Source organism: Acidocella aquatica (genome assembly GCF_030160635.1).
GTDB classification, from domain to species: domain Bacteria; phylum Pseudomonadota; class Alphaproteobacteria; order Acetobacterales; family Acetobacteraceae; genus Acidocella; species Acidocella aquatica.
This window is the reverse complement of the sequence record NZ_BSOS01000007.1, coordinates 77,333-101,601: the sequence shown is the minus strand read 5'-3', so window position 1 is coordinate 101,601 and position 24,269 is coordinate 77,333. Positions and strand designations below refer to the sequence as shown.

Annotated in this window: 20 protein-coding genes and 1 tRNA gene; 11 read left to right on the top strand and 10 right to left on the bottom strand. The window is 63.9% G+C overall.

Annotation, left to right across the window (positions count from 1 at the left end; genetic code table 11):
- The first annotated feature begins 4 nt into the window (after positions 1 to 4).
- The 5 genes from QQJ84_RS02590 (at position 5) to hemN (ending at position 6,294) form a co-directional block, all read left to right on the top strand.
- Positions 5 to 1,216, top strand: a complete 1,212-nt coding sequence (locus QQJ84_RS02590; RefSeq protein WP_284256392.1) for a sulfotransferase family protein — start codon at positions 5 to 7, stop codon at positions 1,214 to 1,216.
- 10 nt (positions 1,217 to 1,226) lie between these two features.
- Positions 1,227 to 2,315: a glycosyltransferase family 4 protein gene (locus QQJ84_RS02585; protein ID WP_284256390.1), complete on the top strand. Its 1,089-nt coding sequence runs from the start codon at positions 1,227 to 1,229 to the stop codon at positions 2,313 to 2,315.
- 258 nt (positions 2,316 to 2,573) lie between these two features.
- Entirely contained in the window at positions 2,574 to 3,803 is a 1,230-nt protein-coding gene (locus QQJ84_RS02580; RefSeq protein ID WP_284256389.1) for a Hint domain-containing protein, read from the top strand.
- A gap of 150 nt (positions 3,804 to 3,953) precedes the next feature.
- Positions 3,954 to 4,868 (top strand): cysteine synthase A, encoded by a 915-nt coding sequence (cysK, locus tag QQJ84_RS02575; RefSeq protein ID WP_284256386.1) that lies wholly within the window; start codon positions 3,954 to 3,956, stop codon positions 4,866 to 4,868.
- 64 nt (positions 4,869 to 4,932) lie between these two features.
- Positions 4,933 to 6,294, top strand: coding sequence for an oxygen-independent coproporphyrinogen III oxidase (gene hemN / locus QQJ84_RS02570; RefSeq protein WP_456304806.1), 1,362 nt, complete (start codon positions 4,933 to 4,935; stop codon positions 6,292 to 6,294).
- 269 nt (positions 6,295 to 6,563) lie between these two features.
- Here the strand turns inward: hemN and QQJ84_RS02565 are convergent, their stop codons facing one another.
- Positions 6,564 to 7,481 (bottom strand): DUF2189 domain-containing protein, encoded by a 918-nt coding sequence (locus tag QQJ84_RS02565; protein ID WP_284256383.1) that lies wholly within the window; start codon positions 7,479 to 7,481, stop codon positions 6,564 to 6,566.
- A gap of 184 nt (positions 7,482 to 7,665) precedes the next feature.
- Between QQJ84_RS02565 and infC the strand changes: the two genes are divergently transcribed.
- Positions 7,666 to 8,205, top strand: coding sequence for a translation initiation factor IF-3 (gene infC, locus QQJ84_RS02560; RefSeq protein ID WP_284256603.1), 540 nt, complete (start codon positions 7,666 to 7,668; stop codon positions 8,203 to 8,205).
- A 244-nt stretch (positions 8,206 to 8,449) separates the two neighbouring features.
- On the opposite strand, the gene QQJ84_RS02555 is transcribed toward infC, so the two are convergent.
- Positions 8,450 to 8,746, bottom strand: coding sequence for a hypothetical protein (locus tag QQJ84_RS02555; protein WP_284256381.1), 297 nt, complete (start codon positions 8,744 to 8,746; stop codon positions 8,450 to 8,452).
- A gap of 128 nt (positions 8,747 to 8,874) precedes the next feature.
- Between QQJ84_RS02555 and QQJ84_RS02550 the strand changes: the two genes are divergently transcribed.
- Both QQJ84_RS02550 and QQJ84_RS02545 read left to right on the top strand, forming a co-directional pair.
- Complete coding sequence (locus QQJ84_RS02550) at positions 8,875 to 9,543, top strand: DsbA family oxidoreductase (RefSeq protein ID WP_284256380.1); 669 nt, start codon at positions 8,875 to 8,877, stop codon at positions 9,541 to 9,543.
- Between the two features lie 72 nt (positions 9,544 to 9,615).
- On the top strand, positions 9,616 to 10,623 hold the full coding sequence (locus QQJ84_RS02545; protein ID WP_284256378.1) for a lipid A deacylase LpxR family protein: 1,008 nt from the start codon (positions 9,616 to 9,618) through the stop codon (positions 10,621 to 10,623).
- A 143-nt stretch (positions 10,624 to 10,766) separates the two neighbouring features.
- Here QQJ84_RS02545 and lptB read toward each other — a convergent pair whose 3' ends face one another.
- The 8 genes from lptB to QQJ84_RS02500 all read right to left on the bottom strand — a co-directional run bounded on the left by lptB (position 10,767) and on the right by QQJ84_RS02500 (position 16,971).
- A complete protein-coding gene (gene lptB, locus QQJ84_RS02540) occupies positions 10,767 to 11,510 on the bottom strand; it encodes an LPS export ABC transporter ATP-binding protein (protein WP_284256376.1) in 744 nt (247 codons plus the stop codon).
- Entirely contained in the window at positions 11,507 to 12,412 is a 906-nt protein-coding gene (locus tag QQJ84_RS02535) for an LptA/OstA family protein (RefSeq protein WP_284256374.1), read from the bottom strand. Before QQJ84_RS02535 ends, lptB begins: the two co-directional genes overlap by 4 nt.
- Positions 12,412 to 13,065: an LPS export ABC transporter periplasmic protein LptC gene (gene lptC, locus QQJ84_RS02530; RefSeq protein WP_284256373.1), complete on the bottom strand. Its 654-nt coding sequence runs from the start codon at positions 13,063 to 13,065 to the stop codon at positions 12,412 to 12,414. Before lptC ends, QQJ84_RS02535 begins: the two co-directional genes overlap by 1 nt.
- Positions 13,062 to 14,036 carry a KpsF/GutQ family sugar-phosphate isomerase gene (locus QQJ84_RS02525; protein WP_284256372.1) on the bottom strand — a complete coding sequence of 325 codons (975 nt, stop codon included), beginning with the start codon at positions 14,034 to 14,036 and terminating at the stop codon, positions 13,062 to 13,064. The genes lptC and QQJ84_RS02525 overlap by 4 nt, the downstream gene beginning before the upstream one ends.
- A 92-nt stretch (positions 14,037 to 14,128) precedes the next feature.
- Positions 14,129 to 14,908 carry a hypothetical protein gene (locus tag QQJ84_RS02520; protein ID WP_284256371.1) on the bottom strand — a complete coding sequence of 260 codons (780 nt, stop codon included), beginning with the start codon at positions 14,906 to 14,908 and terminating at the stop codon, positions 14,129 to 14,131.
- Positions 14,905 to 16,026: an FTR1 family protein gene (locus QQJ84_RS02510; RefSeq protein WP_456304805.1), complete on the bottom strand. Its 1,122-nt coding sequence runs from the start codon at positions 16,024 to 16,026 to the stop codon at positions 14,905 to 14,907. The genes QQJ84_RS02520 and QQJ84_RS02510 overlap by 4 nt, the downstream gene beginning before the upstream one ends.
- A gap of 167 nt (positions 16,027 to 16,193) precedes the next feature.
- Positions 16,194 to 16,823: a ribonuclease D gene (locus QQJ84_RS02505; protein ID WP_284256370.1), complete on the bottom strand. Its 630-nt coding sequence runs from the start codon at positions 16,821 to 16,823 to the stop codon at positions 16,194 to 16,196.
- Between the two features lie 62 nt (positions 16,824 to 16,885).
- Positions 16,886 to 16,971: transfer RNA gene (locus QQJ84_RS02500), tRNA-Leu, on the bottom strand.
- Between the two features lie 126 nt (positions 16,972 to 17,097).
- Between QQJ84_RS02500 and QQJ84_RS02495 the strand changes: the two genes are divergently transcribed.
- The 3 genes from QQJ84_RS02495 (at position 17,098) to gltB (ending at position 24,232) form a co-directional block, all read left to right on the top strand.
- Complete coding sequence (locus QQJ84_RS02495) at positions 17,098 to 18,024, top strand: complex I NDUFA9 subunit family protein (protein WP_284256369.1); 927 nt, start codon at positions 17,098 to 17,100, stop codon at positions 18,022 to 18,024.
- Between the two features lie 236 nt (positions 18,025 to 18,260).
- The gene (locus QQJ84_RS02490; protein ID WP_284256367.1) at positions 18,261 to 19,694 is read left to right on the top strand and encodes an NAD(P)-dependent oxidoreductase; all 1,434 of its coding nucleotides are present in this window, start codon (positions 18,261 to 18,263) and stop codon (positions 19,692 to 19,694) included.
- Between the two features lie 5 nt (positions 19,695 to 19,699).
- A complete protein-coding gene (gene gltB, locus QQJ84_RS02485; RefSeq protein ID WP_284256365.1) occupies positions 19,700 to 24,232 on the top strand; it encodes a glutamate synthase large subunit in 4,533 nt (1,510 codons plus the stop codon).
- The last annotated feature ends 37 nt before the right edge of the window (positions 24,233 to 24,269 follow it).

The following is a 24,269-nucleotide window of genomic DNA, read 5'->3' as shown; positions in this document are numbered from 1 at the left end:
AACCATGGATACGCTGTACCGGGCCCTAAGTCTGGGCTTTGGCGCTGCCGATGCCGTGGTGCCCAAATCCTGGCTGCCCGGGCTTGAGCCGGCGGCGCTGATCGCCGCCGCTGGCGCCAACCCGGGGCCGGATGCGCGCGCGGGGCTGGAGCGGCTCATGGCGTCCATCACGGCGGAGTCCGATTTGAGCTTTTTCGGCAGGATTTCGCTGCATTGGGATGCGCTGCGGCTGCTGCGCAACGCGGAAATGGTGGAGCATGCGCACCGCGCCAACCCGGCCCTGGCGCGCGCGCCCATCAGCCAGCCGGTGTTCATCCTCGGCCTGCCCCGCAGCGGGACCACGTTTTTGCATGAGCTGATGGCGCAGGACAGCGAGAGCCTGGTGCCGCGCAACTGGCAGACCATCTACCCCGCGCCGCGCCCCGCCGGTTTCAACCCCGCGCGGGACGAGCGGGTGCGCGCCGTTGACCGGCAGTTGCGGGTTTTCGCAGGGCTGGCGCCAGGATTTTCGGAGCTGCACCCGATCACGGCGGACAGCCCGCAGGAATGCACCGAGATTATGGCGCATGTGTTTCAGAGCCTGCGCTTCGATGCCACGCACCGCGTGCCCTCCTATTTTGCCTGGCTGGAGGCGCACGGGCATCTCCCGGCTTTTCATTTCCACAAAAAATTCCTGCAGTTTTTGCAAAACGGTGAGCCAGGGCGCTGGGTGCTCAAATGCCCGGACCATACCTTCACGCTGGATGCGATATTGCGCGTTTATCCGGATGCGCGTTTTGTCGTCGTGCATCGCGATCCCATCGCGGTGCTGGCCTCGGTGGCGCGGCTCACCTGGATTTTACGTAAGCCTTTTCTGCGCAAGATCGATCTCGCCGAGATCGGCGCGCAGGTTTCGGAGCGCTGGATTGAGGGGGCCAACCGGCTGCTGGATTTTGACCGGCGCGCGGATGTTGAGCCGGAGCGGAAAATTCATATTCATTACGATGAATTGGCCCGCGCGCCGCTGGCTGTCATCGCGCGGATTTATGCCCGGTTCGGCCTGCCGCTTCGTGACGAGGCGAGGGGGGCGATGTCACGCCAGATCGCGGCCAAGCCGCGCGGAGGGTACGCGAAACATGCGCCTTATTCGCTGGAAAGTTTCAAACTCAGCCCGGCGGCCCTGCAAAAACGGTTTGGCCCTTATGTGAGCCAGCATTGCGGCGCGGCTGGGGGGTGAGAGCGCGCGCATGAAGCTGCTGGTCTGGCATTGGGGGCGCCGCGGCGGGGGGCCGTTGTTCACATTGCGTCTGGCCGCGGCTCTGGGGGATATTCCGGGGTTGAACGTGCGCCTGTCGCTGGCGGGGGGGGCGGAAATCCTCGCGGGCGCGGCGGCGCCTTTATGCGGCTGGCGTGAGCCGACTTATGACAATGCGCTGGGCTATGCGGTGCAGCGCCTGACAGGGCCGCTGGTTCGCGGCCGTGTGACCCGCCGCCTCATGGAAGACCGGCCCGATTTTGCCATCTGCGCCATGCCCGCCCTGCTGGACCCGCGCATGACCATGGCCCTGCGCCGCGCGGGTATTCCTTACGCCATGGTTGTTCATGATGCCGCGGCGCACCCGGGCGAGGCGCTTAACTTCCGTATCATGGGGCAGTGGCGCCAGCAGCGGGATGCGCGGGTGCTGTTTGCGCTGACCCGGCATGTGGAGGATGCTCTGCGCCGTCAGGGGTTTGGCGGGCCGGGGCAGCGTGTGGTCAAGCTCTGGCATCCGCCGATCAGCCTGGGGGCCATGGCGCCGGTGATGGCGCATGGCGGGCCGCCCCGGCTGCTCTATTTCGGGCGGCTGCTGCCCTACAAGGGGCTTGATCTGCTGGCTGAAGCCATGGAGCGCATCGCGCCGGATGTTCCGCTCCAGCTTCGTGTGTGTGGCGATGGCCCGGATTCGCCGGGGCTCAAGCGGCTGCGCGCGATGCCGGGGGTGAGGGTGGAGCAGCGCTGGGTCGGCGAGGAGGAAGTGCCAGCCCTGCTGGCCTGGGCCGACGCGGTGGTGCTGCCCTACCAGGAGGCGAGCCAGTCCGGCGTGGCGGCCCTGGCGATAGCGGCCGGGCGGTATGTACTGGCGACCGAAGTGGGGGGGCTGCCCGAGCAACTGGCCGGGGTGCCCGGTGCGAGCCTGTGCGCGCCCACCGCCGCCGCCATTGCCCGCGGCCTGATACAACTAACGGTGGATTTAGCCGGTGCTGCCATGTTGGCGGGAGGCCGGGGGCCGGTGGATGCGTCAGCGGACTGGGCCGCCATGGCGCAAACCATGCTGGCGGCCTTGAAACCGCTATAAGTCATTCAAAAAATTTGATTCAGGCTTGAGGCTGCCCGTCTGACAGGCGGCCGTACGGCATTCTAACATCGGTAAACAATGTATCACAAAATGTTTATCGGTGTCACGAATACGTTAATCACGATTTTTTGAGACGATTTCTCTCCGATAAGGTGACAAAGGCAACGATACATATCGTTTCGCGGAATTTTTGGCCCGGCGGCTGCGTTACGGATGCCGGGCCGGGCGCGGGCGTTGCTTTTTGGGGATGTAATATAAATGGCTGATTTTACTTGGGTTGGCGGCGCTTCGGGGAATTTTTTTCTGGCGGCGAACTGGAACCCCCTCGCAGTCCCGACCTACGGGACGATTGCGGTTCCAACCGGAACAACCATTGTTGTGCCATTTGGCAACCAGGCTACTCTGGATGGCCTGGTGATGACGGGTCCCGCCGGAACCGTGACGCTCGCCGGTGGCTCATTCTCCTTCAACAACGGCCTTACACCGCCCGCTGGCTATAACGTGACGCTGAGCGCCACCAAATTCTCGACCACCTCGCCGCTCGGCGTGGCAAACGGCGGCACCATAACCCTCAACGGCGCCACGGTGACCGGCGGCGGTTCGGCCGCGACGGGGACGTTTATTTTTGACTCCGTGAGCAGCAGCGGGAGCGCCAATATTCTGGCAGTCACGGACCAGAGCAAGGGGCTGGTCCTGCAAAACCTCGGCTTTGGCGACCAAATCAGGCTAGGTAGTGGAAACACGATGTCGCTGACGTTGAACGCCGGCAGCACGTCGGTTTATACGCTCACCGATGACCATGGCGGCAGCTATTCAACGGTTGTTTCCAGCAATGTAACCTTGGCTCCCGGCACCGCGCCAAGTAATTTCATAAGTTCGGGCGGCACCCTCTTATACAACGGCGCCCCGCCCTGCTTCTACGCCGGTACACGCCTGGCCACGGCGGATGGAGATATCGCGGTGGAGGATATTACCGCCGCGACGCGGATGAAGACCGCCTCGGGCGAGATCAAGCCGGTGCGCTGGCTTGGGCGCTCCGAAGTTTCCACCCGCTTTGCTGATCCGCTGCGCGTTTTGCCGATCCGTATCAAGGCCGGTGCCCTGGGCGAGAGCCTGCCGCTGCGCGACCTGCTGGTCTCGCCGGACCACGCCATGTTCATTGGCGGCGTGCTGGTGCAGGCCGGGGCAATGGTGAATGGCAGCAGCATCATCCGCGAGGCTGATGTGCCGGAGTGCTTCACCTATTACCATGTGGAGCTTGCCACCCACGAGCTGTTGCTGGCCGAGGGCGCGGCAACTGAGAGCTTCGTTGACAATGTGGACCGCATGGGTTTTGCCAACTGGGCCGAGCACGAGGCCCTGGGCGAGACCGCGCCGATTGAGGAAATGGACATTCCGCGCGCCAAGTCGCAGCGCCAGGTGCCGGTTGCCGTGCGTGCGCTGCTGGCGGCACGCGCGCTGGCGTTCCAGGACGCCGCTGCCGCCTGAATTCAGGCGCGGCGATATTAGCGACAGCCGGGGCGGCAGTGTGCCGTTCCGGCTTTTTGTTGTGCGCAACGATCCGGGCCGGGGCTTGCACTTCGCATAAATCGGGGCATCTTGGTTGCAACGGCGTGAAACACCCCAAGGAGCCAGAGCATGAAAGCCAGCAGCGTTCTCGAAACCATCGGCAAAACCCCGCATATTCGTCTGGCGCGGATGTTTCCCTCGGCGCAGGTCTGGGTCAAATCAGAGCGCACCAACCCTGGCGGCTCGATCAAGGACCGTATCGCGCTCGCCATGGTGGAGGCGGCGGAGGCCTCGGGCGCGCTCAAGCCCGGCGGGCTGATTATCGAGCCGACCTCGGGCAATACCGGCATCGGCCTGGCGCTGGTGGCGGCGGTGAAGGGATACCGGTTGATTCTGGTGATGCCGGAGTCCATGTCGGTCGAGCGGCGCCGCCTGATGCAGGCTTACGGAGCGAGCTTTGACCTGACGCCCAAGGAACTGGGCATGAAGGGCGCCATCGCGCGCGCCACCGTGCTGGCGGCGGAGAATCCGGGCGCGTGGATTCCCCAGCAATTCGAGAATCCGGCGAATATTGAGGTGCATGCCCGCACCACCGCGCGTGAAATTCTGGTGGACTTCCCCGAGGGGCTGGATGTGTTGATTACCGGCGTCGGCACCGGCGGGCATATCACCGGCTGCGCGGAGGAGCTGAAAAAACACTGGCCAAATCTGAAGGTCTTTGCCGTGGAGCCTGCTCTCTCGCCGGTAATTTCGGGCGGCGCGCCAGGGCCGCACCCGATCCAGGGGATCGGCGCCGGGTTCATTCCGGTCAATCTGCATGTCGCGGCGCTGGATGGGGTGATTTTGGTGGATGCCGAGGAGGCGCGCGAATACGGCCGCCGCTCCGCCCGGCAGGAGGGGCTGCTGGTTGGCGTCTCCTCCGGCGCGACGCTGGCGGCAATCGCCAAGAAGCTGCCGGAACTGCCCGCCGGGGCGAAAATCCTCGGCTTCAATTATGACACCGGCGAGCGCTACCTCTCGGTGCCGGAGTTTTTGCCGGCGTGAACATGCTGCCGGTTTGACCTGAATCAATGAGCGCGGGGCTGCATCCGTTCAAAAGAAGCCCATGATGACAGATGCAGACCTGATTGCCCGCTACGATGGCCGCGTGCCGCGCTATACGAGCTACCCGACCGCGCCGCATTTTACCCCCGAGGTAGGAGCGCAGACTTATGCCGGGTGGCTGGCGAACCTGCCGGAGGCGGGGCCGGTTTCGCTCTATCTGCATGTGCCGTTCTGCGACCGGCTGTGTTTGTATTGCGGCTGCAACACCTCGGTCGTGCATCTGGAGCGCCCCAAGCGCATTTACGCCAGGACGCTGATGCGTGAGATCGCGCTGGTTGCGCGGACCGTGGGGCGGCGCTTGCAGGTCTCGCATGTGCATTGGGGCGGGGGCACGCCCACGGTGCTGCCGCCCGATTGCCTTACCGATATCATGGAGAGCGTGCGCGGCCATTTCGAGCTGCTCCCCGATGCCGAGATCGCCATCGAGATCGACCCCACATCGCTGTCGCCGGACCGCCTGGCGGCGCTGGCGCAAATGGGCATCAACCGCGCCAGCCTGGGCGTGCAGGATTTTGACCAGGCGGTGCAGGACGCCATCGGCCGCCAGCAGAGCTTTGAGGAAACCGCGGCCTGCGCGCAGGCATTGCGCGGGATCGGCATAACCTCGCTCAACCTGGACCTGATCTATGGCCTGCCGCACCAGAGCGAGGAATCGCTGGAGCGGACCGCGCGGCAGGCGCTGGCGCTGCGCGCCGACCGGGTGGCCGTGTTCGGCTACGCGCATGTGCCATGGATGAAGAAGCACCAGTCGCTGATCCCCGAAGCCTCGCTGCCGGGCGCGCGGGCGCGCTTCGCGCAGGCGAAAATGGTGCGCCGGGTGTTGGAGCGCGAAGGGGGCTATATTCCGGTCGGGCTGGACCATTTCGCCCGCCCCGGCGATGCCATGGCGCAGGCGGCGCTGGGCAGGCAGCTGCACCGCAGCTTCCAGGGTTACACCACCGACGCAGCACCGGCCCTCATCGGCCTGGGGGCGAGCGCGATTGGCAGCCTGCCGCAGGGCTATGTGCAGAATGCCTCCGGCGTGCCCGGCTATAGCGCCGCCATCAACGAGGACAGGCTGGCAACCAGCCGTGGCGCCGCCCTCAACCCCGATGACAGGCTGCGCCGCGCGGTGATCGAGAGCATCATGTGTGAGCTGGAGGTGGATTTGCTGGCGCAGGCCGGAGCCTTTGGCGCCGACCCGGCACCGCTGCTGGCCGATGCGCGGGCGCTGGCGGGCTTCAAGGCCGACGGGCTGGTGAACTGGGACGGCACGCGCATTGAGGTGACCGAGGCCGGCCGGCCGTTTGTGCGCAATGTCGCGGCATTGTTCGACCAGTATCTGGCGCAGCAAACGTCATCCCCGCGCCATGCCGTGGCGGTGTAGCGGCGGCGTAGCGGCGCGCATCAATGATCAAATAAATTAACAGCCGGTTTGTTGCGGATGATGCGCGTTTTGCGGTGCGTTCGGAATGCGAAACATTTGCAAACAGGCATGCCCAATCAGGATCGGTTGGAAACGCTCGCGGCAAAAAAAGCCCTGCGCGCATTTCTGCGGCAGGGCCAGTGTGGGGAGTGTATCCGCTTTCGGATAAACAGAATAAACACCTGTTTTGATCCCTCGTCGTTGACCTAAATCAAAAACGGGCGGATTTTTTATGCGCCGGATGTCTGCGTCTCCTGATCGCGCCCTGAATTGATTGCATTCATCCCCGCGGGCGGCACGACAACCTTGCGGTATAAATGCCAGGTCGCGTGGCCCAGAACCGGCAGCACCACGATCAGCCCGATAAAGAAGGGCAGGGCGCCCACAAACAGGCTCGCGGCGACGATGAGGCTCCACACGGTGAGCGGCCCCGGGTTGCGCAACAAAACCTGCACGGAGGTGGCGATGGCGGTGGAAAAGCCCACCGGGCGGTCCAGCATCAGGGGGAAGGAGACCACGCTGATCGCCACCACCCCGGCCCCGAACATGGTTCCGGCGGCCAGCCCGGCGATCATCATCGTCCACCCGGCTGAAGTGGTGAACATACCTTCGATGAACAGCCGCGCCGAGGCGGGCGGCATCGGCCCCATGGTAAAATCGTAGATCACCTGCGCCACCGCCAGCCAGGCGAAATACAGGCCGATCAGCAGCAGGCCGAGCCCGGTGATGGCGCCAATCGATGGCGAGCGGATGACCTTGAAGGTGTCAAGCCAGCTTATTTTGCCGGTGAGTTCACGCTGGCGGCTCATTTCATACAGCCCGACCGCCGCCAGCGGCCCGACCAGCGCAAAGCCCGCCGCCGTGGGGAACAGCAGCGGCAACAGGCGGCCATGGGCCTCGGCCATCGAGATCAACACCCCGATGAGCGGATAGATCATGCACAGGAATATGACATCGGTGCGCGCCGCGGCGAAATCATCCAGCCCGCGCCGGATTGCGTCGCGCACGTCCTCAACGGTGATTTTGCGCACCACCGGCATCGCGCCGCCGCTGCTGACCGGCCAATACTCCTGCGGAGTCGCGCTGCCGATGACGTTGGTTGAGCTGATCTGCCCGGCTATCCACTCCATTGGATTGCGAATATGCATGTTCGGATCCTTCTGACCTCGCCCGTGTCTTCCGGGCATTATCGGTAAGTGGCGCCAAATTAGCGTAAAACTTACGAAAAGTCGCGGAAATTTTATGAATCTCTGGGGCGCGCGGCGCAGGCGATTGCATTTGTTGACCATTTTGCACTAAGCCGGTGTCCCGTAACCCTTACAGGAGACTTCCATAGCCAGACCGCCAGCGCCACCCGCCCCTCCCTCGCGTGAAGGACCCCGGGTCAACGATGAAATCAGAATTCCGCAGGTACGTCTCATCGACCAGGACGGCGAAATGCAGGGGGTGATGAGCACCCGCGAAGCCATTGCGCGCGCTTTTGCCGTAGGTCTCGACCTGGTTGAGATCAGCCCGAACGCCGAACCCCCGGTCGCCAAAATTCTCGACTACGGCAAGTTCAAGTACGAGCAGCAGAAAAAGCGCAACGAAGCTCGCAAGAAGCAGAAGGTTGTCGAGATCAAGGAAGTTAAAGTCCGCCCGAATATCGACGAGAATGATTACCAGGTGAAACTGCGCGCGATGAAGAGCTTCATCGGCGAGGGCGATAAGGTGAAGGTGACCTTGCGCTTCCGTGGCCGTGAAATGGCGCATCAGGAGCTGGGTGTTAAGGTGCTGGAGCGCATTCGCGCCGATATGGACGTGGAAACCAAGGTCGAGCAGATGCCGAAAATGGAAAACCGGCAAATGGTCATGGTGCTCACCCCGCGCTAAAATGCGATGACCGCAGACTGACCCGCTTTGCGGGCCAATCTGGGGTCTGAATCCGCCGCTAAGGCGTGGATATTGCAAAACCCGCCAGGAGCGATCCCGGCGGGTTTTTGTTTAAAATGCTTTTATTGTGATGCAGGATCGCTTTAGAGTGCGATCGTTTGAGGTTCGCTCAACCGAGCGAGCCGAAAGCGTGAATCGCCCTCAAAAAATGGCCAGAGCGTGATTGCCTCACGTCAATTACGCTCTAGTTCCCGCCGTTCCGGCCTTTGGAGACGGCCTGTCCCGGTTTCAGATTGGGGTCGCCCGTCACGAACATCTGATGGAGAATATCGCTCGTGCTGGGTTCGACATAATTGTTCTCCCCGCTGGCGCCGGCCGGGGCGGCGCCATTGCCGCTGGGGAGAAAATGGGTGGCAAGCGAACCAGGGCCGAACAGATGCACCACTTCGCCCGAAGGTGGCGGGTTGGGAGGCTGGCGGGCCTGGGCCGCCCCAACGCCGCACACGGCAGCGAAAACAACACACAACCATTTGATATTCAATACTTTATCTCCAAAGCCGGCAATGTCCGCCAAGCCGCATCATCGCGCTCCGCGCGGCGGCGTCAAGTCATGGCAGGCTCCGAAAACACTGTCTCGCGGAAAGGCAAAATCCGGACTAAGATTTTATCATGAATATCCTCGCCCCTCTCCCGGCGCGGCTGGTGGTTGAAGTCGTTTTCGATTTCGTCTGCCCCTGGTGCTATCTGGGCATCAAGCGCCTGTCCTTTCTGCTGGAACGGCGGCAGGATCTTGCCGTGGAACTGCTCTGGCGGCCATTTTTGCTCAACCCGGACATGCCGCGCACCGGCATGTCGCGCGCTGATTACATGATCCGCAAATTTGGCGCCGAGGACCGTGCGCGGCGCCTGTATGCCTCTATCGCCGAGCTTGGCGCGGCGGAGGGCATCATGTTTAATTTCGCGGCCATCCGGCGCACGCCGAGCAGCGTGGATGCCCACCGGCTGGTGCGTTATGCCGCTCAGCACGGCGCGGCGGACGGGCTGGTGAAGAGTATTTTTCACGCGCATTTTGTCGATGGCGCCGATATCGGCAGCCATGCAACACTCAAGGCCCTGGCAGCGGGGCAGGGCATGGACCAAGCCGCAACCGGGCTGTTTCTGGCCTCCAACGAGGGGGCGGATGTGGTGCATTCTGAAAATCTGCACGCGCACCGCCTGGGGATTAATGGTGTGCCCTGTTTTGTAATCGACGGCGACCACGCCATCGCCGGGGCACAGGAAACCGAGGTGCTGGAGCGATTGCTGGACCTCGCCACTTGCACCAGCCGTGAGCGGTGATATTCCATGACATGTCCGCCAGTTAAACTTGGAATTAAACGGTTTTAAACCGATGAGAGTCATGAAAAGCCGATGAGAAAGATGCATTGTGTTCGTAGCGCCACCGTTTCCATCGGCTTGTTGCTGGGGTCCACCTGCCTGGCATGGGCCAGCAGCCCGCCGCAGGATCCCGGGAGCATTCTCACCATCCAGGGGGAGAACGATGCATTTTCTCTTCCCAGCACGGACGAGTTATATACCGCCGGCGCGCGCCTGGGTTACGTCACCCCGACCGGCGTGCTGCCCGGTTTCCTCAGCCAGTTCGGCAACGATCTGTTCGGGGATGGCACGCAGCGGCTCGAGTTCAGCCTGGAACAGGTGATTTTCACGCCGAGCAACACCCAGCTCTATAATCCCAACCCGCGCGACATGCCCTATTCCGGCCATCTGGCCCTGAGCACCAGCCTGATCCAGGACACCACGGCCACGCGCAGCGTCGCGGGGTTGAGCCTTGGCGTGGTGGGGCCGGCCGCGCTCGGCCAGTCGGTGCAGAACGGGTTCCACGAGCTGATCGGCCAGACGCCCAATCGCGGCTGGCATTATCAGCTGCATGACGAGCCGACGCTCGACCTCTTCGGCAGCCGCATCTGGCGCGAGGATATCGCCACCCTTTGCGGCGGCGCCCTTGGCCTGCAGATTTTGCCGCAGGTCTCCGCCCAGGCCGGCAATACGGAAATCTATGCCCAGGCCGGCGGCCTTGTGCGCCTCGGCCAGGGGCTGGACTCCGATTTTGGCCCCTCGCTGCTCGGCAACGGCCTGAACGGCACGGATGCCTACACGCCGTCGCAGCCCCTGGTCTGGTATATCTTCGCCGGGGCTGATGGCCGCCTGGTCGGGCATGATATTTTTGTCCAGGGCAACGACTTCCGCTCCAGCCGCCATGTGGCTCTCACGCCGCTGCAGGGTGAAGCGGAAATCGGCGCCGCCGTAATCCTCTATGGCCTGCGTATCTCCGCCACCGAGGTCCTTGAATCCCCGCAATTCCACCACTCCGCCCCGGCGTTCCAATACGGCTCGATCGCGATTTCCGGGAGGTTTTAGAGCAATAATCATCTGATATGAACCGGCCGGTTCATATCAGATGATTGAAATTGCTCGCTCAAACAAAGTTAGAGTGTTTTTCATCGGCTGAAAGACACTCTAGTTCAACATTGGATGAGCCGGGGCAGCCCCCCGGCATCGCCTCAAAGGCTGAATTTCTCGCCTAAATAAACGCGCCGCACGTCCTGGTGCGCAACCACGGCGTCCGGCTTGCCCTCCATCAGCACTTCGCCGTCATAGAGGATATAGGCCCGGTCGATGATTTCCAGTGTCTCGCGCACGTTATGGTCGGTAATCAGTACGCCGAGACCCCGGTGTTTCAAATGCGAGACAAGATCGCGGATTTCGCCCACGGCGATGGGGTCGATTCCGGCCAGTGGTTCATCGAGCAGGATGTAGTTGGGGGCCGTCGCCAGCGCGCGGGCGATTTCCACCCGGCGGCGCTCCCCGCCGGAGAGCGCCAGCGCCGGGGTGCGGCGCAGATGGGTAATGCCGAATTCGGCCAGCAGCTCGTTCAGCAGGGCCTCGCGCTGGTCGCGCTCCGGCTCCACCACTTCCAGCGCCGCCATGATATTCTGTTCCACGTTCAGGCCGCGGAAAATACTGGCTTCCTGCGGCAGGTAGCCGATCCCTAAGCGCGCGCGCCGATACATCGGCAGGCCCGAGATTTCCGCGCCATCGAGGGTGATGGTGCCGCTATCGGGCGCGATCAGCCCGACGATCATATAGAAAGTCGTGGTCTTGCCGGCGCCATTCGGCCCGAGCAGCCCCACCGCCTCGCCGCGTTTTACCGAGATGGAGACGTTGCGCACCACCGGGCGTTTTTTAAAACGCTTGCCGATGCCAGTTGCGACCAGCCCGCCGTGGTCCAATGCCGATCCGCTCATTTCTGGGGCGCCGAACCGGGGGTGATGGTCCCCGCGACCTGCCCGCCGGGGCCAGCCAACAGGGTGGCGATGCCGGTCTTCATGTCAACCAGCGCATCGCTGCCGCTCATTTCGTTTGGCCCCTGGATGATATGCACATCCCCGCCGAGGCGCGCGCGGCCTTGTTGCGGCAGATACACGCCGGTGTCGCCGGTGGCGGTGTCTTCCGTGGTGCGGATCACCACATGGCCGATTGCCTCGACCTTCTGCAACTGCCCGGCCTGGGCTAGCGCATCGGCGCCGGGTGCCGCCGGGGCAGGGGAGGATACCGCGGGGGCGAGATCGCCAATCAGCGTATCGGCGGCGATCGAGCGGCCGTCATCAGCCACGATCAACGCATTGCCGCGCGCCACCGCCTGGCGTTTGGCCGCGTAATATTCAACCGAATCACGCGCCGTGATGGTGTCATGCGGCGTCGTCAGCTTCAGATGCTGCCCGGTCAGCACCAGCACCGCGTCGTCCATGCTGTAAACCGCGTGGTCGGCCCAGGCGTTATCGGTCGCGGTATAGATATGCACATGCCCGCTCGCCTCGATTTCATAAAGCGAGGTGTTGCCCTGGTTGAGGATGTCGGTGGCGGCGCCCGGCGCGGCCTTGGCGTCAGCCGCTGCCGTGGCCTTTTTGCGGTAATGCGCGATCAGCTGGTCAGCCGTCACCGTCACATCGCCGCGCACGGCCTTGGCGTTGCCCATGGCGATGACAACCTGATTTTCCTGTTGCCACTGAATGCCCTGGGACGCGGTAATCTGGATCGGCTGCGGCGCCGCACCGGGCGTGCCGCCAAGGTCGAGACTCTGCGCGCCCGCGGGCACGGCCAGCGCCGCGCCCAGAATCAGACCCGCGCCAAGGGAGCGAAATTTCATCATTGCGCCTGTGTCAGCGTCATCGCCGCCGGACCGTTGAAGGTTATATCCGTGCCGTGATTGGTCAGCGTAAAGCCGTTGGCGGCGTTCAGCGTGCCAAACGGCCCCTGCACCTGCACGGGGTTGGTGCTGGTGGCGCTGCCCGCATGCAGATCGATCCGTACATGTTCAACCGTCATGGTCGTGCCGTCATTGCGATACAGCATGACATTGCCGGTCAGCCCCAGCGTATCGGTTTTTTGGTGATACAGCCCGGTATCTGATTTCAGCAGCAGCCAGGCGCCGGATTTGAGGGTCAGGTCGCCATTGGGCGCCTGCAGCACGACATTGCCGTCGCCCTGTTCGTCGGCGCTGGTGGCGGTCAGGTTGAAGGGCTGGCCCTGGTCATCCGTGCCGCGATACTGCGCGCCCTGCATGTGCGAGGCAGTGCTCTGCGGCGCTGTATTCTGAATATGGTAGCTCACGCGGTTCGCATCCGGCCCGGCGTGCCACGAGGGCGCCAGCGCCAGCGCCAGCAACAGCAGCACCGCCGCCACGGGCAACAGCTTCTTCAGCGTGGTCACGGTCAGGCTGCGCCGCGTGATGCTGGCGATTTGCTCCGGGTTGTGCCGGCGCAACCCGTCCAGCAACCGCTCGCGCGCGATCCGGCTCATGCCAGTCCCGCGCGCAAAAGGTCATGGATATGCAGGATGCCCTTAATCATCCGCGCGTCATCCACCACAAATAAGGCGGTAACGGGGCGGGTTTCGCTGTTCATCTCGCGCAGCGCCTCTTCGGCCAGGGCCTCCGGGCCGATGGTGCGCGGGCTGGCGTTCATGATATCCTCGACATTGCGGCCGAGCAGGTCCGGCCCCATGGCGCGGCGCAAATCGCCGTCCGTCACCACACCGAGCAATTTGCCGGCGCCGTCCACCACACCCAGCGCGCCAAAACGCTTCGCGGTCATGGTGATCAGCGCGCGGTCCATGGTCGTGCCGGGGGAAACCAGGGGCAGCTCGCCGCCCTTGTGCATCAGGTCGCGCACGCGCTTCAGCCGCGCGCCGAGTTTGCCGCCGGGGTGAATATCCCTGAAATCGCGCGCCGAAAACCCGCGCCGCGCCAGCAGCACCACGGCCAGCGCGTCGCCCAGGGCCATCTGCATGGTCGTGCTGGTGGTCGGCGCCAGGCCGATCGGCCCGGCCTCCGGGGCGGGGGGGAGGATGAGCGCGATGGTGGAAGCGGTGCCCAGCGTGCTGCCCGCCACAGCGGTGATGCCGATCAGCGGCAGGCCGATGCGGCTGGCATGCGCCACGATCGCGGCAAGCTCCGTGGCCTCGCCGGAGTTGGAGAGCGCGATCACCGCGTCCCCGGCGATGATCATGCCCAGATCGCCATGCGCCGCCTCGGCCGGATGTACGAAGAGCGCGGGGGTGCCGGTGGAGGCCAGGGTCGCGGCGATTTTGCGCGCCACATGGCCGGATTTGCCCATGCCCGTCACCACGACGCGGCCGGGGATGGCGATGAGTTGATTAACAGCGGCGCGGAAATCTTCCCCGAGGCCGGCACCCAGGGCGCTCAGCGCCGCAGCTTCGGTCGTAAGAACATCTCTCGCGATGGCAAGATCATCATGGAGATCGTCAGACATGGGAGCGGTATGAACAGCGCCGCCCCGCCGGTCAACTGATGTATTGGCAACGCAGGGTAACGGCGCACTTGCCCGCCGGAATAAACCCAGCCTCAGAATGGTATTTCCAGCTCCAGCCGCCAGCGCAAAACGCCGCGCGGGCTGGCGGGAGTCGCGCCAAAGAGCCAGCCCAGCTCATATTTCACCTGGCCCGCATTGCCGAGTCCCAGAGCGCTCAGCCGCATCAGCCCCATGGCCACCGGCCCAACCAGAAGTTGCTGACGCGAGACGCGCGGGCTGTTCCCCACCACGCCGGTGTCACCATACACCTCGACGGCGGGGGAAAGCGGGGTCCAGAGATTCCATCGGCTTTGCAGCGCGTAGCTGAAATCCAGCCCCTGCGCGCTTTGGTCCGGCCCGAACTGGCGGGTCAGGTATAAATTCACCGTCTCCGTGGTGTGGCCGATGTCCTTGGCGATCAGCGGTCCGAAGGTCACCTCGTTGGCGCCCGCATGGCGGCCGGTGGCCGTGTATTGGCCATACTCGAAATAGAACCCCCAGTCGGCGAAATCCTCACCCGGCGAGGTCAGCTCGAAGGTATTCTCCGACACCGCCTGGGTAAGCAGCACCGGCTGGTTGCCGCCGGGGGCACGGTTGAAGCCAAGCTCCAGCTCGCTGTGCCACCAGGGCGTAAGCCCGGTGCCAAGCTCGGCGGTGTAGCTGGCGGCGGCCTTCTGGTCCTGGCGCTGGTCGAACACCGCATCGCCATTGGTCTCGATCTCCAGCTCGCCCAGGTCGATCTCATAGGGCGAGGTCACATGATAATCGGCGGCGGCCGGTTTTGGCGCTGCCAGCGCCGTGGCCGCCAGCCCGGCCAAAATCCAGCGCCTCACTTCGCCACCACCACGCCCTGCGCCGTATCCTGATGGAAATCGCCGAAGAATTTATAGCTTCCCGGGTCCAGCGGGCCGAGAAACACGGTGATGGTGCTCCCCGGCGGCACCAATATCTCGCGGTTGAGGTCGGTGCTCTCGAACTCATCGGCGGTGTTGTCGCTGTTCATCACATGCAGCTTGAACCTGCGCCCCGCCGGCACGTTGATCGTGGCGGGCACGAAGCGGTGGTTCTTGAACACCACCAGCGGCGGATCATCCGCATGCGCCGGATGAAACCCCAGCGCCATAACGCCCAGCAGCACCGCCGGCGCCAGTTTTGGCGGCGGCAGGCGGCTGATCAGCCGGGCAGCGCCCAGCAGCAGCGCCAGCGTGGCCGCCCAGGCCGCCAGTTGAATGCCCGAGGGCCGCGCCGAATAGCCCACCAGCGCATGCAGGCTGCGCCCGGCAAAGCTGTTATCGGCGATAAAGCCGCTGGAGTTCCATAATTGCTGGCCCCAGGCGGGCAGAATATCCACCGAACTCAGCAGCGCCGCCGCCTGTCCGGCCATGCCGGCGGCGAGCAGCGCGATGAGCGCATTGGTGACTGAAAACAGGCGCGCGAGCGGGATGACGACAAGCCCGCGATAAAGCAGGAACGAGAGCCCGGCCGCCAGCGCCAGCCCGGCCACGCCGCCAAGCCCCAGCTGCATCCCGGCAACGCCCGAGCCCATGAGGATGCCGTATAAAAACAGCACCACCTCGGTGCCCTCGCGCAGCACCGCCACCGCGACCACCGCGGCCAGCGCCGCGAGCGAGCGTTGGCCAAGCTGCACCGATGCGCCAAGGTCGCGCATGTCGCGCGTCATCTCGCGGGCGTGGCGGGACATGAACAATATGTGCCAGCTCAGCATGACCACGGCGAAGCAGAGAATGGAGGCGGTGAAAACCTCCTGCCCGGCGCCCTCGAAGAGGTTGGAGAGGCGGCTGGCGAACACCGCGACAAGGCTCGCCCCGGCCAGCCCGGCGGCGACACCCCCGGCGATCCAGCGCCGCCGGCCGGCAACGCCTTCGGTGGCAGCCAGGATGATCCCGATGATCAGCCCCGCTTCCATCGCTTCCCGAAAAACGATGATCATACTCACAAACATGCCCTGGCCCGCTCCGCGTCAAGAACTGCAAATGCAAATCATTCGCAACTAGAGAAAAGATATAGAACCAGCCTGAGCGGTGCAAGAGCGCCGCGTAAATAAATTTGCCGGAGCCGGGGAGGGGGCGTCCGGCGCGGCCGGGACGCCGGAAAATCTCAGTGGTGAAACAAATCCGGGTCGGCGTAGCCAAGCAGGTCGAGCTTCGCCAGCGTGGGCAAAAATGCATAGGCCGCCTGGGCGATGTCCATGCGCCCCTCGCGCAGGAGCAGGGCCTCCAGCCTGGACCATATTTTGTGCAGATACAGCACATCCGACGCCGCATAGGTCAGTTGCTCGGGCGTCAGCTCAAGCGCGCCCCAGTCGCTGGTTTGCTGCTGCTTGGAAATTTCCACCCCGGCGAGGTCGCGGCAGAGGTCTTTCAGGCCATGCCGGTCAGTATAGGTGCGCACCAGCTTCGAGGCGATTTTGGTGCAGATGACCGGCGCTGTAAGCACGCCCAGGCCGTTGAGCATCGCCGCGATGTCAAACCGCGCGAAATGGAACAGCTTGGTCACCGCCGGGTCGGCCAGCAGCGCCTTCAGGTTCGGGCAGTTTGCCCCCTGGCCGCCGAGGCGCTCGGGGATGATCTGCACCAGATGCGCGCTGCCATCACCCGAGGAGAGCTGCACCAGGCACAGCCGGTCGCGCCTGGGGTCAAGGCCCATGGTCTCGGTATCGACGGCAACAACCGGCCCCAGGCTCAGCCCGGCCGGCAGGTCGTGCTTATGCAGCTGGATATTGCTCATTGAGACCTTGCAAAGCGCAGGGCGCCTGGTCCGCCGCGCGGACAGAATGTTGTGAGGAAAATTGGTGCCCAGGAGAAGACTCGAACTTCCATGACCTTGCGATCGCTAGCACCTGAAGCTAGTGCGTCTACCATTTCGCCACCTGGGCAGTCCAATTTTGCGTCCCGAAGGAACGCCGTGGCGGGCTTTAGCCCCACGAATCAGTGCCGTCAACCATGGCTTGAGTGAGTTGTTACGCGCGCCTACAACGCCACGGCGGCAACAGGGGGTTGATATGGCGGCAGCACATAGAATTGCGACAGTTTTCGGCGGGTCAGGGTTTCTCGGCCATTATGTGGTCAAGCGTCTGGCTGACCAGGGTTATATCGTGCGAATCGCGGTGCGCGACACCGAATCCGCCAAAACGCTGCGCCCGATGGGCGGCCCCGGCCAGATCGTGCCGCTTTACGCGCCGCTGCATGCCGAAGCCCAGGCCGCCCGCGCCATCGAGGGCGCCGAAGTGGTGGTCAACCTCACCGGCATTCTGGCCGAGCGCCGCAAGGGCGATTTCATGCGCACCCATGCCGAAGGGGCAGGGCGCATCGCCCGCATCGCCGGTAGTTCGGGTGTCCGCCATCTGGTGCATATCTCCGCCATCGGCGCGAATCCCGCCAGCCCCAGCCTCTATGCCCAGAGCAAGGCCGCCGGCGAGGCCGCGGTGCGCTCCGCCTTTCCCGCCGCCGTCATCCTGCGCCCCTCGATCATCTTTGGCCCCGAGGACCATTTCTTCAACCGCTTCGCCGCCATGGCCAGCCTGTTCCCGGTGATCCCCATCACCGGCGGCGGCGTGAAATTTCAACCGGTTTATGCCGGTGACGTGGCCGATGCCGTGCTCGCCTCCCTCTCCCCCGCCGCCCAGGGCCAGACCTTCGAGCTTGGCGGACCTGATGTGAAAAGTTTCAAGGAACTCATTGAATTCATGTTAAATATCATCAACCGGAAGGGCTGGGTGCTGGACCTGCCGCCGGGCCTCGCCAGCTTCCAGGCGCTGTTCCTTGAGCGGCTGCCGGGCAAGCTGCTGACCAGGGATCAGGTCAAGCTGCTCCAGAGCGACAATGTCGTTTCAGACGACGCTCCTGGCCTGTCCACCCTCGGTATCATACCCACCCCGATGGATATGATCGTGCCGCGCTACCTCGCGCGTTTTCGCAAGAGGAGCTGAATTCCGGGGGCTGTGAAATAATATAGGGTTTAAAGCGGACGTAATTTTCCTCAAGCATATCTGGTTTGCGCCTCTCGCTGGAATTTTTCTCTGATTATAAGTCAGCTTTGTTGTCTTATACTGAAAAAACCGCTGGTATCCTGCCAAAAACTCGGTTAAGACCCTGCATCAATTGGCTGCGCGGCCCCAAACGCCGCGCGGCTTGTCACTATGCTTGATGAGGCGGGACCGAAAACATGGCCGAGCGTATGCTGCAATTTACCCATCTGCCCCAGCAAACGCCGGAAAAGCGTGAAGCCCTGGAACGCCGCGCCGATTTCGAGGAAATCTACAAGCGCTTCGACGTGCAATCGGCCAAGGCACAGGCCAGCCGGTGCAGCCAGTGCGGCATCCCCTTCTGCTCGATCCACTGCCCGCTCTCCAACAACATCCCTGACTGGCTGAAGCTCACAGCCGAGGGGCGGCTTGAGGAAGCGTATGAGCTTTCTTCCGCAACCAACACATTTCCCGAGATTTGCGGCCGCATCTGCCCGCAGGACCGGCTGTGCGAAGGCAATTGCGTTATCGAAAAAGGCTTCGAATCCGTCACCATCGGCGCGGTCGAGCGCTACATCACCGACACCGCCTTCGAGCAGGGCTGGGTCAAGCCGATCCAGCCCCGCCATGAGCGCGCTGAATCAGTCGGCATCATCGGCGCCGGCCCGGCCGGCCTCGCCGCCGCCGAGGCGCTGCGCCAGCAGGGCTATCAGGTAACGGTTTATGACCGCCACGATCGCGTCGGCGGCCTGCTCATCTACGGCATCCCTGGCTTCAAGCTGGAGAAGGACATCGTGTTGCGCCGCTGGAAATGGCTGGAGGAAGGCGGCGTCAAATTTGTGCTGAACGCTGACATCGGCGGCAAGATCAGCTTCGCCGCGCTGCGCGCGCAACATGGCGCGGTGCTGGTCGCGACCGGCGTGTACAAGCCGCGCGAAATCGCCGCCCCCGGCTCTGGCCTGCCCGGCATCGTGCCCGCGCTGGATTATCTCATCACCTCCAACCGCAAGAGCCTGGGCGATGCGGTGCCGGAATTCGACTCCGGCAAGTTCAACGCGGCGGGCAAAAACGTGGTGGTCATCGGCGGCGGCGACACGGCGATGGACTGTGTGCGCACCGCCATCCGCCAAGGCGCCAAATCAGTCACCTGCCTCTACCGCCGCGACAAGCAAAACATGCCCGGCTCCCTGCGCGAGGTCGCCAATGCCGAGGATGAAGGCGTGATCTTCAGCTGGCTCGCGGCACCCGAGGCGTTTTTGGGCGACATCGGCGTCACCGCCGTGCGCGCGATAAAAATGCATCTGGGCCTGCCCGATGCCTCCGGCCGCCAATCGGTCGAGGCCATTGAGGGGTCGTCCTTCACCCTCCCGGCGGATCTGGTCATCAAGGCGCTTGGGTTCGACCCCGAGGACATGCCAGGCGCCTTCAACGATCCTTTCCTCAAGCTTACCGCCTGGGGCACGCTCAAGACCAATCCCAAAACCTTCGAGACCAGCCTGCCTGGCGTGTTTGCCGCTGGCGATATCGTGCGCGGCGCCTCGCTGGTTGTCTGGGCCATCCGCGACGGCCGTGACGCCGCCGCCTCCATCCAACAGTATTTCAAGGCGCAAAGCCTTTCCCAGGCTGCGGAGTAACACACATGACCCATGAAACCGGTGCGGAATTTCTCGCGGCTTGGTCCGCCAATGCTCAGATTTTAAAAGAAACCTATAACCAGGGGCAAGAGCACGACAACTGCGGCGTCGGCATGGTCGCCGCGCTCGACGGCAAAAAGCGCCGCGACATCGTGCAGGCCGGCATCGACGCGCTGAAGGCCGTCTGGCACCGCGGCGCCGTGGACGCCGACGGCAAGACCGGCGACGGGGCTGGCATCCATATTGAAATTCCGCAGGATTTCTTCGCCGCCGAGGTCCGCCGCTCGGGCGATGGCCTGCGCGAGGGGCCGATCGCCCTCGGCATGGTGTTTTTGCCCAAGACCGACCTCGGCGCCCAGGAGCGCTGCCGCCAGATCGTCGAGACCGAGATTCTCGACTTCGGCTACCGCATCTACGGCTGGCGCCAGGTGCCCATCAATGTCGAATGCATCGGCGAGAAGGCCAACGCCACCCGCCCGGAGATCGAGCAGATCATGCTCTGGAACGCGCGCGGCGTGCCAGAGGACGTGTTTGAGCGCGAACTCTACATCATCCGCCGCAAAATCGAGAAGGCCGCGATCGAGGCGCAGATCCCCGAGCTTTATCTCTGCTCGCTGTCCTGCCGCTCAATCATCTACAAGGGCATGTTCCTCGCCGCCTCGCTGACCGATTTCTATCCCGATCTGCTGGACCAGCGCTTCATCTCGCGCTTCGCCATCTATCACCAGCGCTATTCCACCAACACCTTCCCCACCTGGAAGCTGGCGCAACCCTTCCGCATGCTGGCGCATAACGGCGAGATCAACACCGTCGCCGGCAACATCAACTGGATGCAGAGCCATGAGACACGGCTCGCCGCCGAAGGGCTGGACGACTTCCTCAACTACGTGAAACCCGTGGTGCAGGCCGGCGGATCGGACACCGCCGCGCTTGATAACGTGTTCGAGCTGCTGGTGCGCGCCGGGCGCGACGCGCCGATGGCCAAAACCCTGATGATCCCGCCCTCCATCGCCAACGACGCGACAATGCCCAAGGCCCACCGCGACCTGTTCAGCTATTGCAACGCGGTGATGGAACCCTGGGACGGCCCGGCGGCGGTCGCCGCCACGGATGGCAATTTCGTCCTCGCCGGGCTGGACCGTAACGGCCTGCGCCCGCTGCGCTACACCGTCACGCGCCACAACATGCTCATCGTCGGCTCCGAGACCGGCATGGTGAAGCTGGATGAGGATAACATTGTCGAGAAGGGCCATGTCGGCCCCGGCCAATCCATCGGCGTCGACCTCGCCGCCGCGAAATTCTACCACGACGCTGAAATCAAGGACATGCTGGCCGCCCGCCAGGATTTTGGCGCCTGGGTGAAGCGCATCACCGTCATCGACCATATCGTGAAAACCGACGCCCCTGAGCCGGTCCGCCTCGACGCGCTCGCCCTGCGCCGCCGCCAGCTCGCCGTCGGCTTCACGCTGGAGGACATGGAGCTGTTGCTGCACCCGATGGTGGATGACGCACAGGAAGCCACCGGCTCCATGGGCGATGACACGCCGCTCGCCGTGCTCTCCGACAAATACCGCGGCCTGCATCATTTTTTCCGCCAGAGCTTCTCCCAGGTCACCAACCCGGCCATCGACTCCCTGCGTGAAACCCGCGTGATGTCGCTGAAAACCCGGCTGGGCAATCTCGGCAACGTGCTCGATGAAGACTCCGAGCAGTGCGACCTGTTGCAGCTTGACAGCCCCGTGCTCTCCACCGCCGAGTTCGAGGCGATGCGCAAGACCATGGGCAGCAACGCCTGCGTGGTGGACTGCACCTTCAAGGTCATCAACGGCGAGGATGGCCTGCGCCGCGCCATCAAGCGCATCCGCCGCGAGGCCGAGGAAGGTGTGCGCGCCGGTTGCACCCATGTCATCCTCACCGATGAGGCGATCTCGCCGGAGCGCGCGACCATCCCGATGATCCTCGCCACCGGCGCGGTGCATACCCATCTGGTCCGCCAATCCTTGCGTACCTTCACCAGCCTCAATGTCCGCTCGGCCGAGTGCCTCGATGTGCATTATTTCGCCGTGCTGGTCGGCGTGGGCGCCACCACCATCAACGCCTATCTGGCCCAGGAGTGCATCGCCGACCGCCACGCGCGCGGGCTGTTTGGCAAGCTTTCCCTAAAGGAATGCGTCTATCGCTATAAAAAAGCGGTGGACAAGGGCCTGCTCAAGATCATGAGCAAGCTTGGCATCTCCGTCATCGCCTCCTATCGCGGCGGCTATAATTTCGAGGCCATCGGCCTCTCACGCGCGCTGGTCGGCGAGTTTTTCCCCGGCATGAACTCGCGCATTTCCGGCATCGGCCTTCCCGGCATTGCGCATAAGGTGCTGGGGCTGCACGAGGCCGCCTGGGGCGGCAACATCGTGCCGCTGGAAATCGGCGGCATGTACCGCCTGCGCCGCGCCGGCGAGGCGCATGCCTTCGACAACAACGCCATCCATCTGCTGCAAACCGCGGTTGGCACCAACAGCTACCAGCTCTACCGCCGCTACGCTGAATCCGTGCGCCAGCAACGCCCGATCGCGCTGCGCGACCTGCTGGATTTCCGCACCGACGGCCTCACCCCCATCCCGGTCGACGATGTCGAGAGCATCACCGAAATCCGCAAGGTTCTGCTCGCGCCGGGCATTTCTCTGGGTGCGCTCAGCCCCGAGGCGCATGAGACCCTCTCCATCGCGATGAACCGCATCGGCGCGCGCTCGGATTCCGGCGAGGGCGGCGAAGACCCCTCCCGCGCCGAGCCGCGCCCCAATGGCGACAACGCCTCCTCCGCCATCAAGCAGATCGCCTCCGGGCGCTTTGGCGTCACCGCCGAATATCTGAACGACTGCAAGGAGATCGAGATCAAGATCGCCCAGGGCGCGAAACCGGGCGAGGGCGGGCAGCTGCCCGGCTTCAAGGTGACGGAGCTGATCGCCAAACTGCGCCACGCCACCCCCGGCGTCACGCTCATCAGCCCGCCGCCGCACCACGATATCTACTCCATCGAGGATCTGGCGCAGCTCATCTACGATCTCAAGCAGATCAACCCGCGCGCCACCGTCTGCGTCAAGCTGGTCTCGCGCTCGGGCATCGGCACCATCGCCGCCGGCGTTGCCAAGGCCAAGGCGGATGCCATTCTCATCTCCGGCCATGTCGGCGGCACCGGCGCCTCGCCGCAATCCTCAGTCAAATACGCGGGCATGCCGTGGGAGATGGGCCTCTCCGAGGCGCATCAGGTGCTCATGCTCAACCGCCTGCGCCATCAGGTCACCCTGCGGGCTGACGGCGGGATCAAAACCGGGCGCGATGTCGTCATCGCCGCCATGCTCGGCGCCGAGGAATACGGCATCGGCACCGCCTCGCTGGTCGCCATGGGCTGCATCATGGTCCGCCAGTGCCACTCCAACACCTGCCCGGTCGGCGTCTGCGTGCAGGATGAGGAGCTGCGCAAAAAATTCGAGGGCACGCCCGAGAAGGTCATCAACCTGTTCTCCTTCATCGCCGAGGACGTGCGCGGCATCCTGGCCTCGCTCGGCTTCAAATCGCTGAAAGAGATCATCGGCCGCACCGATCTGCTGCATCAGGTCAGCCGCGGCGCTGACTACCTTGATGACCTCGACCTCAACCCCATCCTCGCCCAGGCCGACCCCGGCCCGCACGCGCGCTACTGCACCCGCATCGGCCGCAACGAGGTGCCCGAGACGCTGGACGCGCAGATGATAGCCGACGCCCAGCCCTTCTTCCAGAACGGCGAGAAGATGCAGTTGCAATACAACATCCGCAACACGCACCGCGCCATCGGCACCAAGTTCAGCTCGCAGATCGTCGCCAGATACCGCAAGGCGAAGCTGCAGCCTGACCATGTGACAGTGCGCCTGCGCGGCTCCGCCGGGCAGTCGCTCGGCGCCTTCGCGGTGGCCGGGCTGAAGCTGGAAGTGTTTGGCGACTCCAATGATTATGTCGGCAAGGGGCTTTCCGGGGCGACCATCGTGGTCCGCCCGGTGCCGTCCTCCAAGCTCAAGACCAACGAAAACACGATTGTGGGCAACACCTGCCTCTATGGCGCCACCTCGGGCAATCTCTTCGCCGCCGGCCGCGCGGGCGAGCGCTTCGCGGTGCGCAACTCCGGCGGCACCGCGGTGGTCGAGGGCATCGGCTCCAACGGTTGCGAATACATGACCGGCGGCACGGTCGTGGTGCTGGGCGAGGTGGGCGATAATTTCGGCGCCGGCTTCACCGGCGGCATGGCCTTTGTCTACGACCCCGCCAAGCAGTTTGAGCTGCGGCTCAACCCTGAATCGCTCACCTGGCAGCGAGTCGCCACGCCGCATTGGGAGGGGGTGCTCAAATCCCTCGTCGAGCGCCACGCCGCGGAGACGCAAAGCCGCTACGCCGCTGCCATCCTCAACGGCTGGTCGCGTGAATCAGGGCATTTTTGGCAGGTCGTGCCTAAGGAATACGTAAAATACCTGCCAGCGCCCCTGTCTGACGAAGCCGCCGAAAAAAGCGCGTAAGCAGCGCCGGAGCGGGCTCACTTTAAGTGCGCCCGCT

Bases quoted from the DNA above. Each gene is read 5' to 3' on its own strand.
- QQJ84_RS02545 (WP_284256378.1), top strand. From the start codon at position 9,616: ATGAGAAAGATGCATTGTGTTCGTAGCGCCACCGTTTCCATCGGCTTG.
- lptB (WP_284256376.1), bottom strand. From the start codon at position 11,510: ATGAGCGGATCGGCATTGGACCACGGCGGGCTGGTCGCAACTGGCATC.
- QQJ84_RS02490 (WP_284256367.1), top strand. From the start codon at position 18,261: ATGGCCGAGCGTATGCTGCAATTTACCCATCTGCCCCAGCAAACGCCG.
- hemN (WP_456304806.1), top strand. From the start codon at position 4,933: ATGACAGATGCAGACCTGATTGCCCGCTACGATGGCCGCGTGCCGCGC.
- gltB (WP_284256365.1), top strand. From the start codon at position 19,700: ATGACCCATGAAACCGGTGCGGAATTTCTCGCGGCTTGGTCCGCCAAT.
- QQJ84_RS02525 (WP_284256372.1), bottom strand. From the start codon at position 14,036: ATGTCTGACGATCTCCATGATGATCTTGCCATCGCGAGAGATGTTCTT.
- QQJ84_RS02585 (WP_284256390.1), top strand. From the start codon at position 1,227: ATGAAGCTGCTGGTCTGGCATTGGGGGCGCCGCGGCGGGGGGCCGTTG.
- lptC (WP_284256373.1), bottom strand. From the start codon at position 13,065: ATGAGCCGGATCGCGCGCGAGCGGTTGCTGGACGGGTTGCGCCGGCAC.
- QQJ84_RS02565 (WP_284256383.1), bottom strand. From the start codon at position 7,481: ATGCATATTCGCAATCCAATGGAGTGGATAGCCGGGCAGATCAGCTCA.
- QQJ84_RS02495 (WP_284256369.1), top strand. From the start codon at position 17,098: ATGGCGGCAGCACATAGAATTGCGACAGTTTTCGGCGGGTCAGGGTTT.
- QQJ84_RS02535 (WP_284256374.1), bottom strand. From the start codon at position 12,412: ATGAAATTTCGCTCCCTTGGCGCGGGTCTGATTCTGGGCGCGGCGCTG.
- QQJ84_RS02580 (WP_284256389.1), top strand. From the start codon at position 2,574: ATGGCTGATTTTACTTGGGTTGGCGGCGCTTCGGGGAATTTTTTTCTG.
- QQJ84_RS02590 (WP_284256392.1), top strand. From the start codon at position 5: ATGGATACGCTGTACCGGGCCCTAAGTCTGGGCTTTGGCGCTGCCGAT.
- QQJ84_RS02550 (WP_284256380.1), top strand. From the start codon at position 8,875: ATGAATATCCTCGCCCCTCTCCCGGCGCGGCTGGTGGTTGAAGTCGTT.
- QQJ84_RS02510 (WP_456304805.1), bottom strand. From the start codon at position 16,026: ATGATCATCGTTTTTCGGGAAGCGATGGAAGCGGGGCTGATCATCGGG.
- QQJ84_RS02505 (WP_284256370.1), bottom strand. From the start codon at position 16,823: ATGAGCAATATCCAGCTGCATAAGCACGACCTGCCGGCCGGGCTGAGC.
- cysK (WP_284256386.1), top strand. From the start codon at position 3,954: ATGAAAGCCAGCAGCGTTCTCGAAACCATCGGCAAAACCCCGCATATT.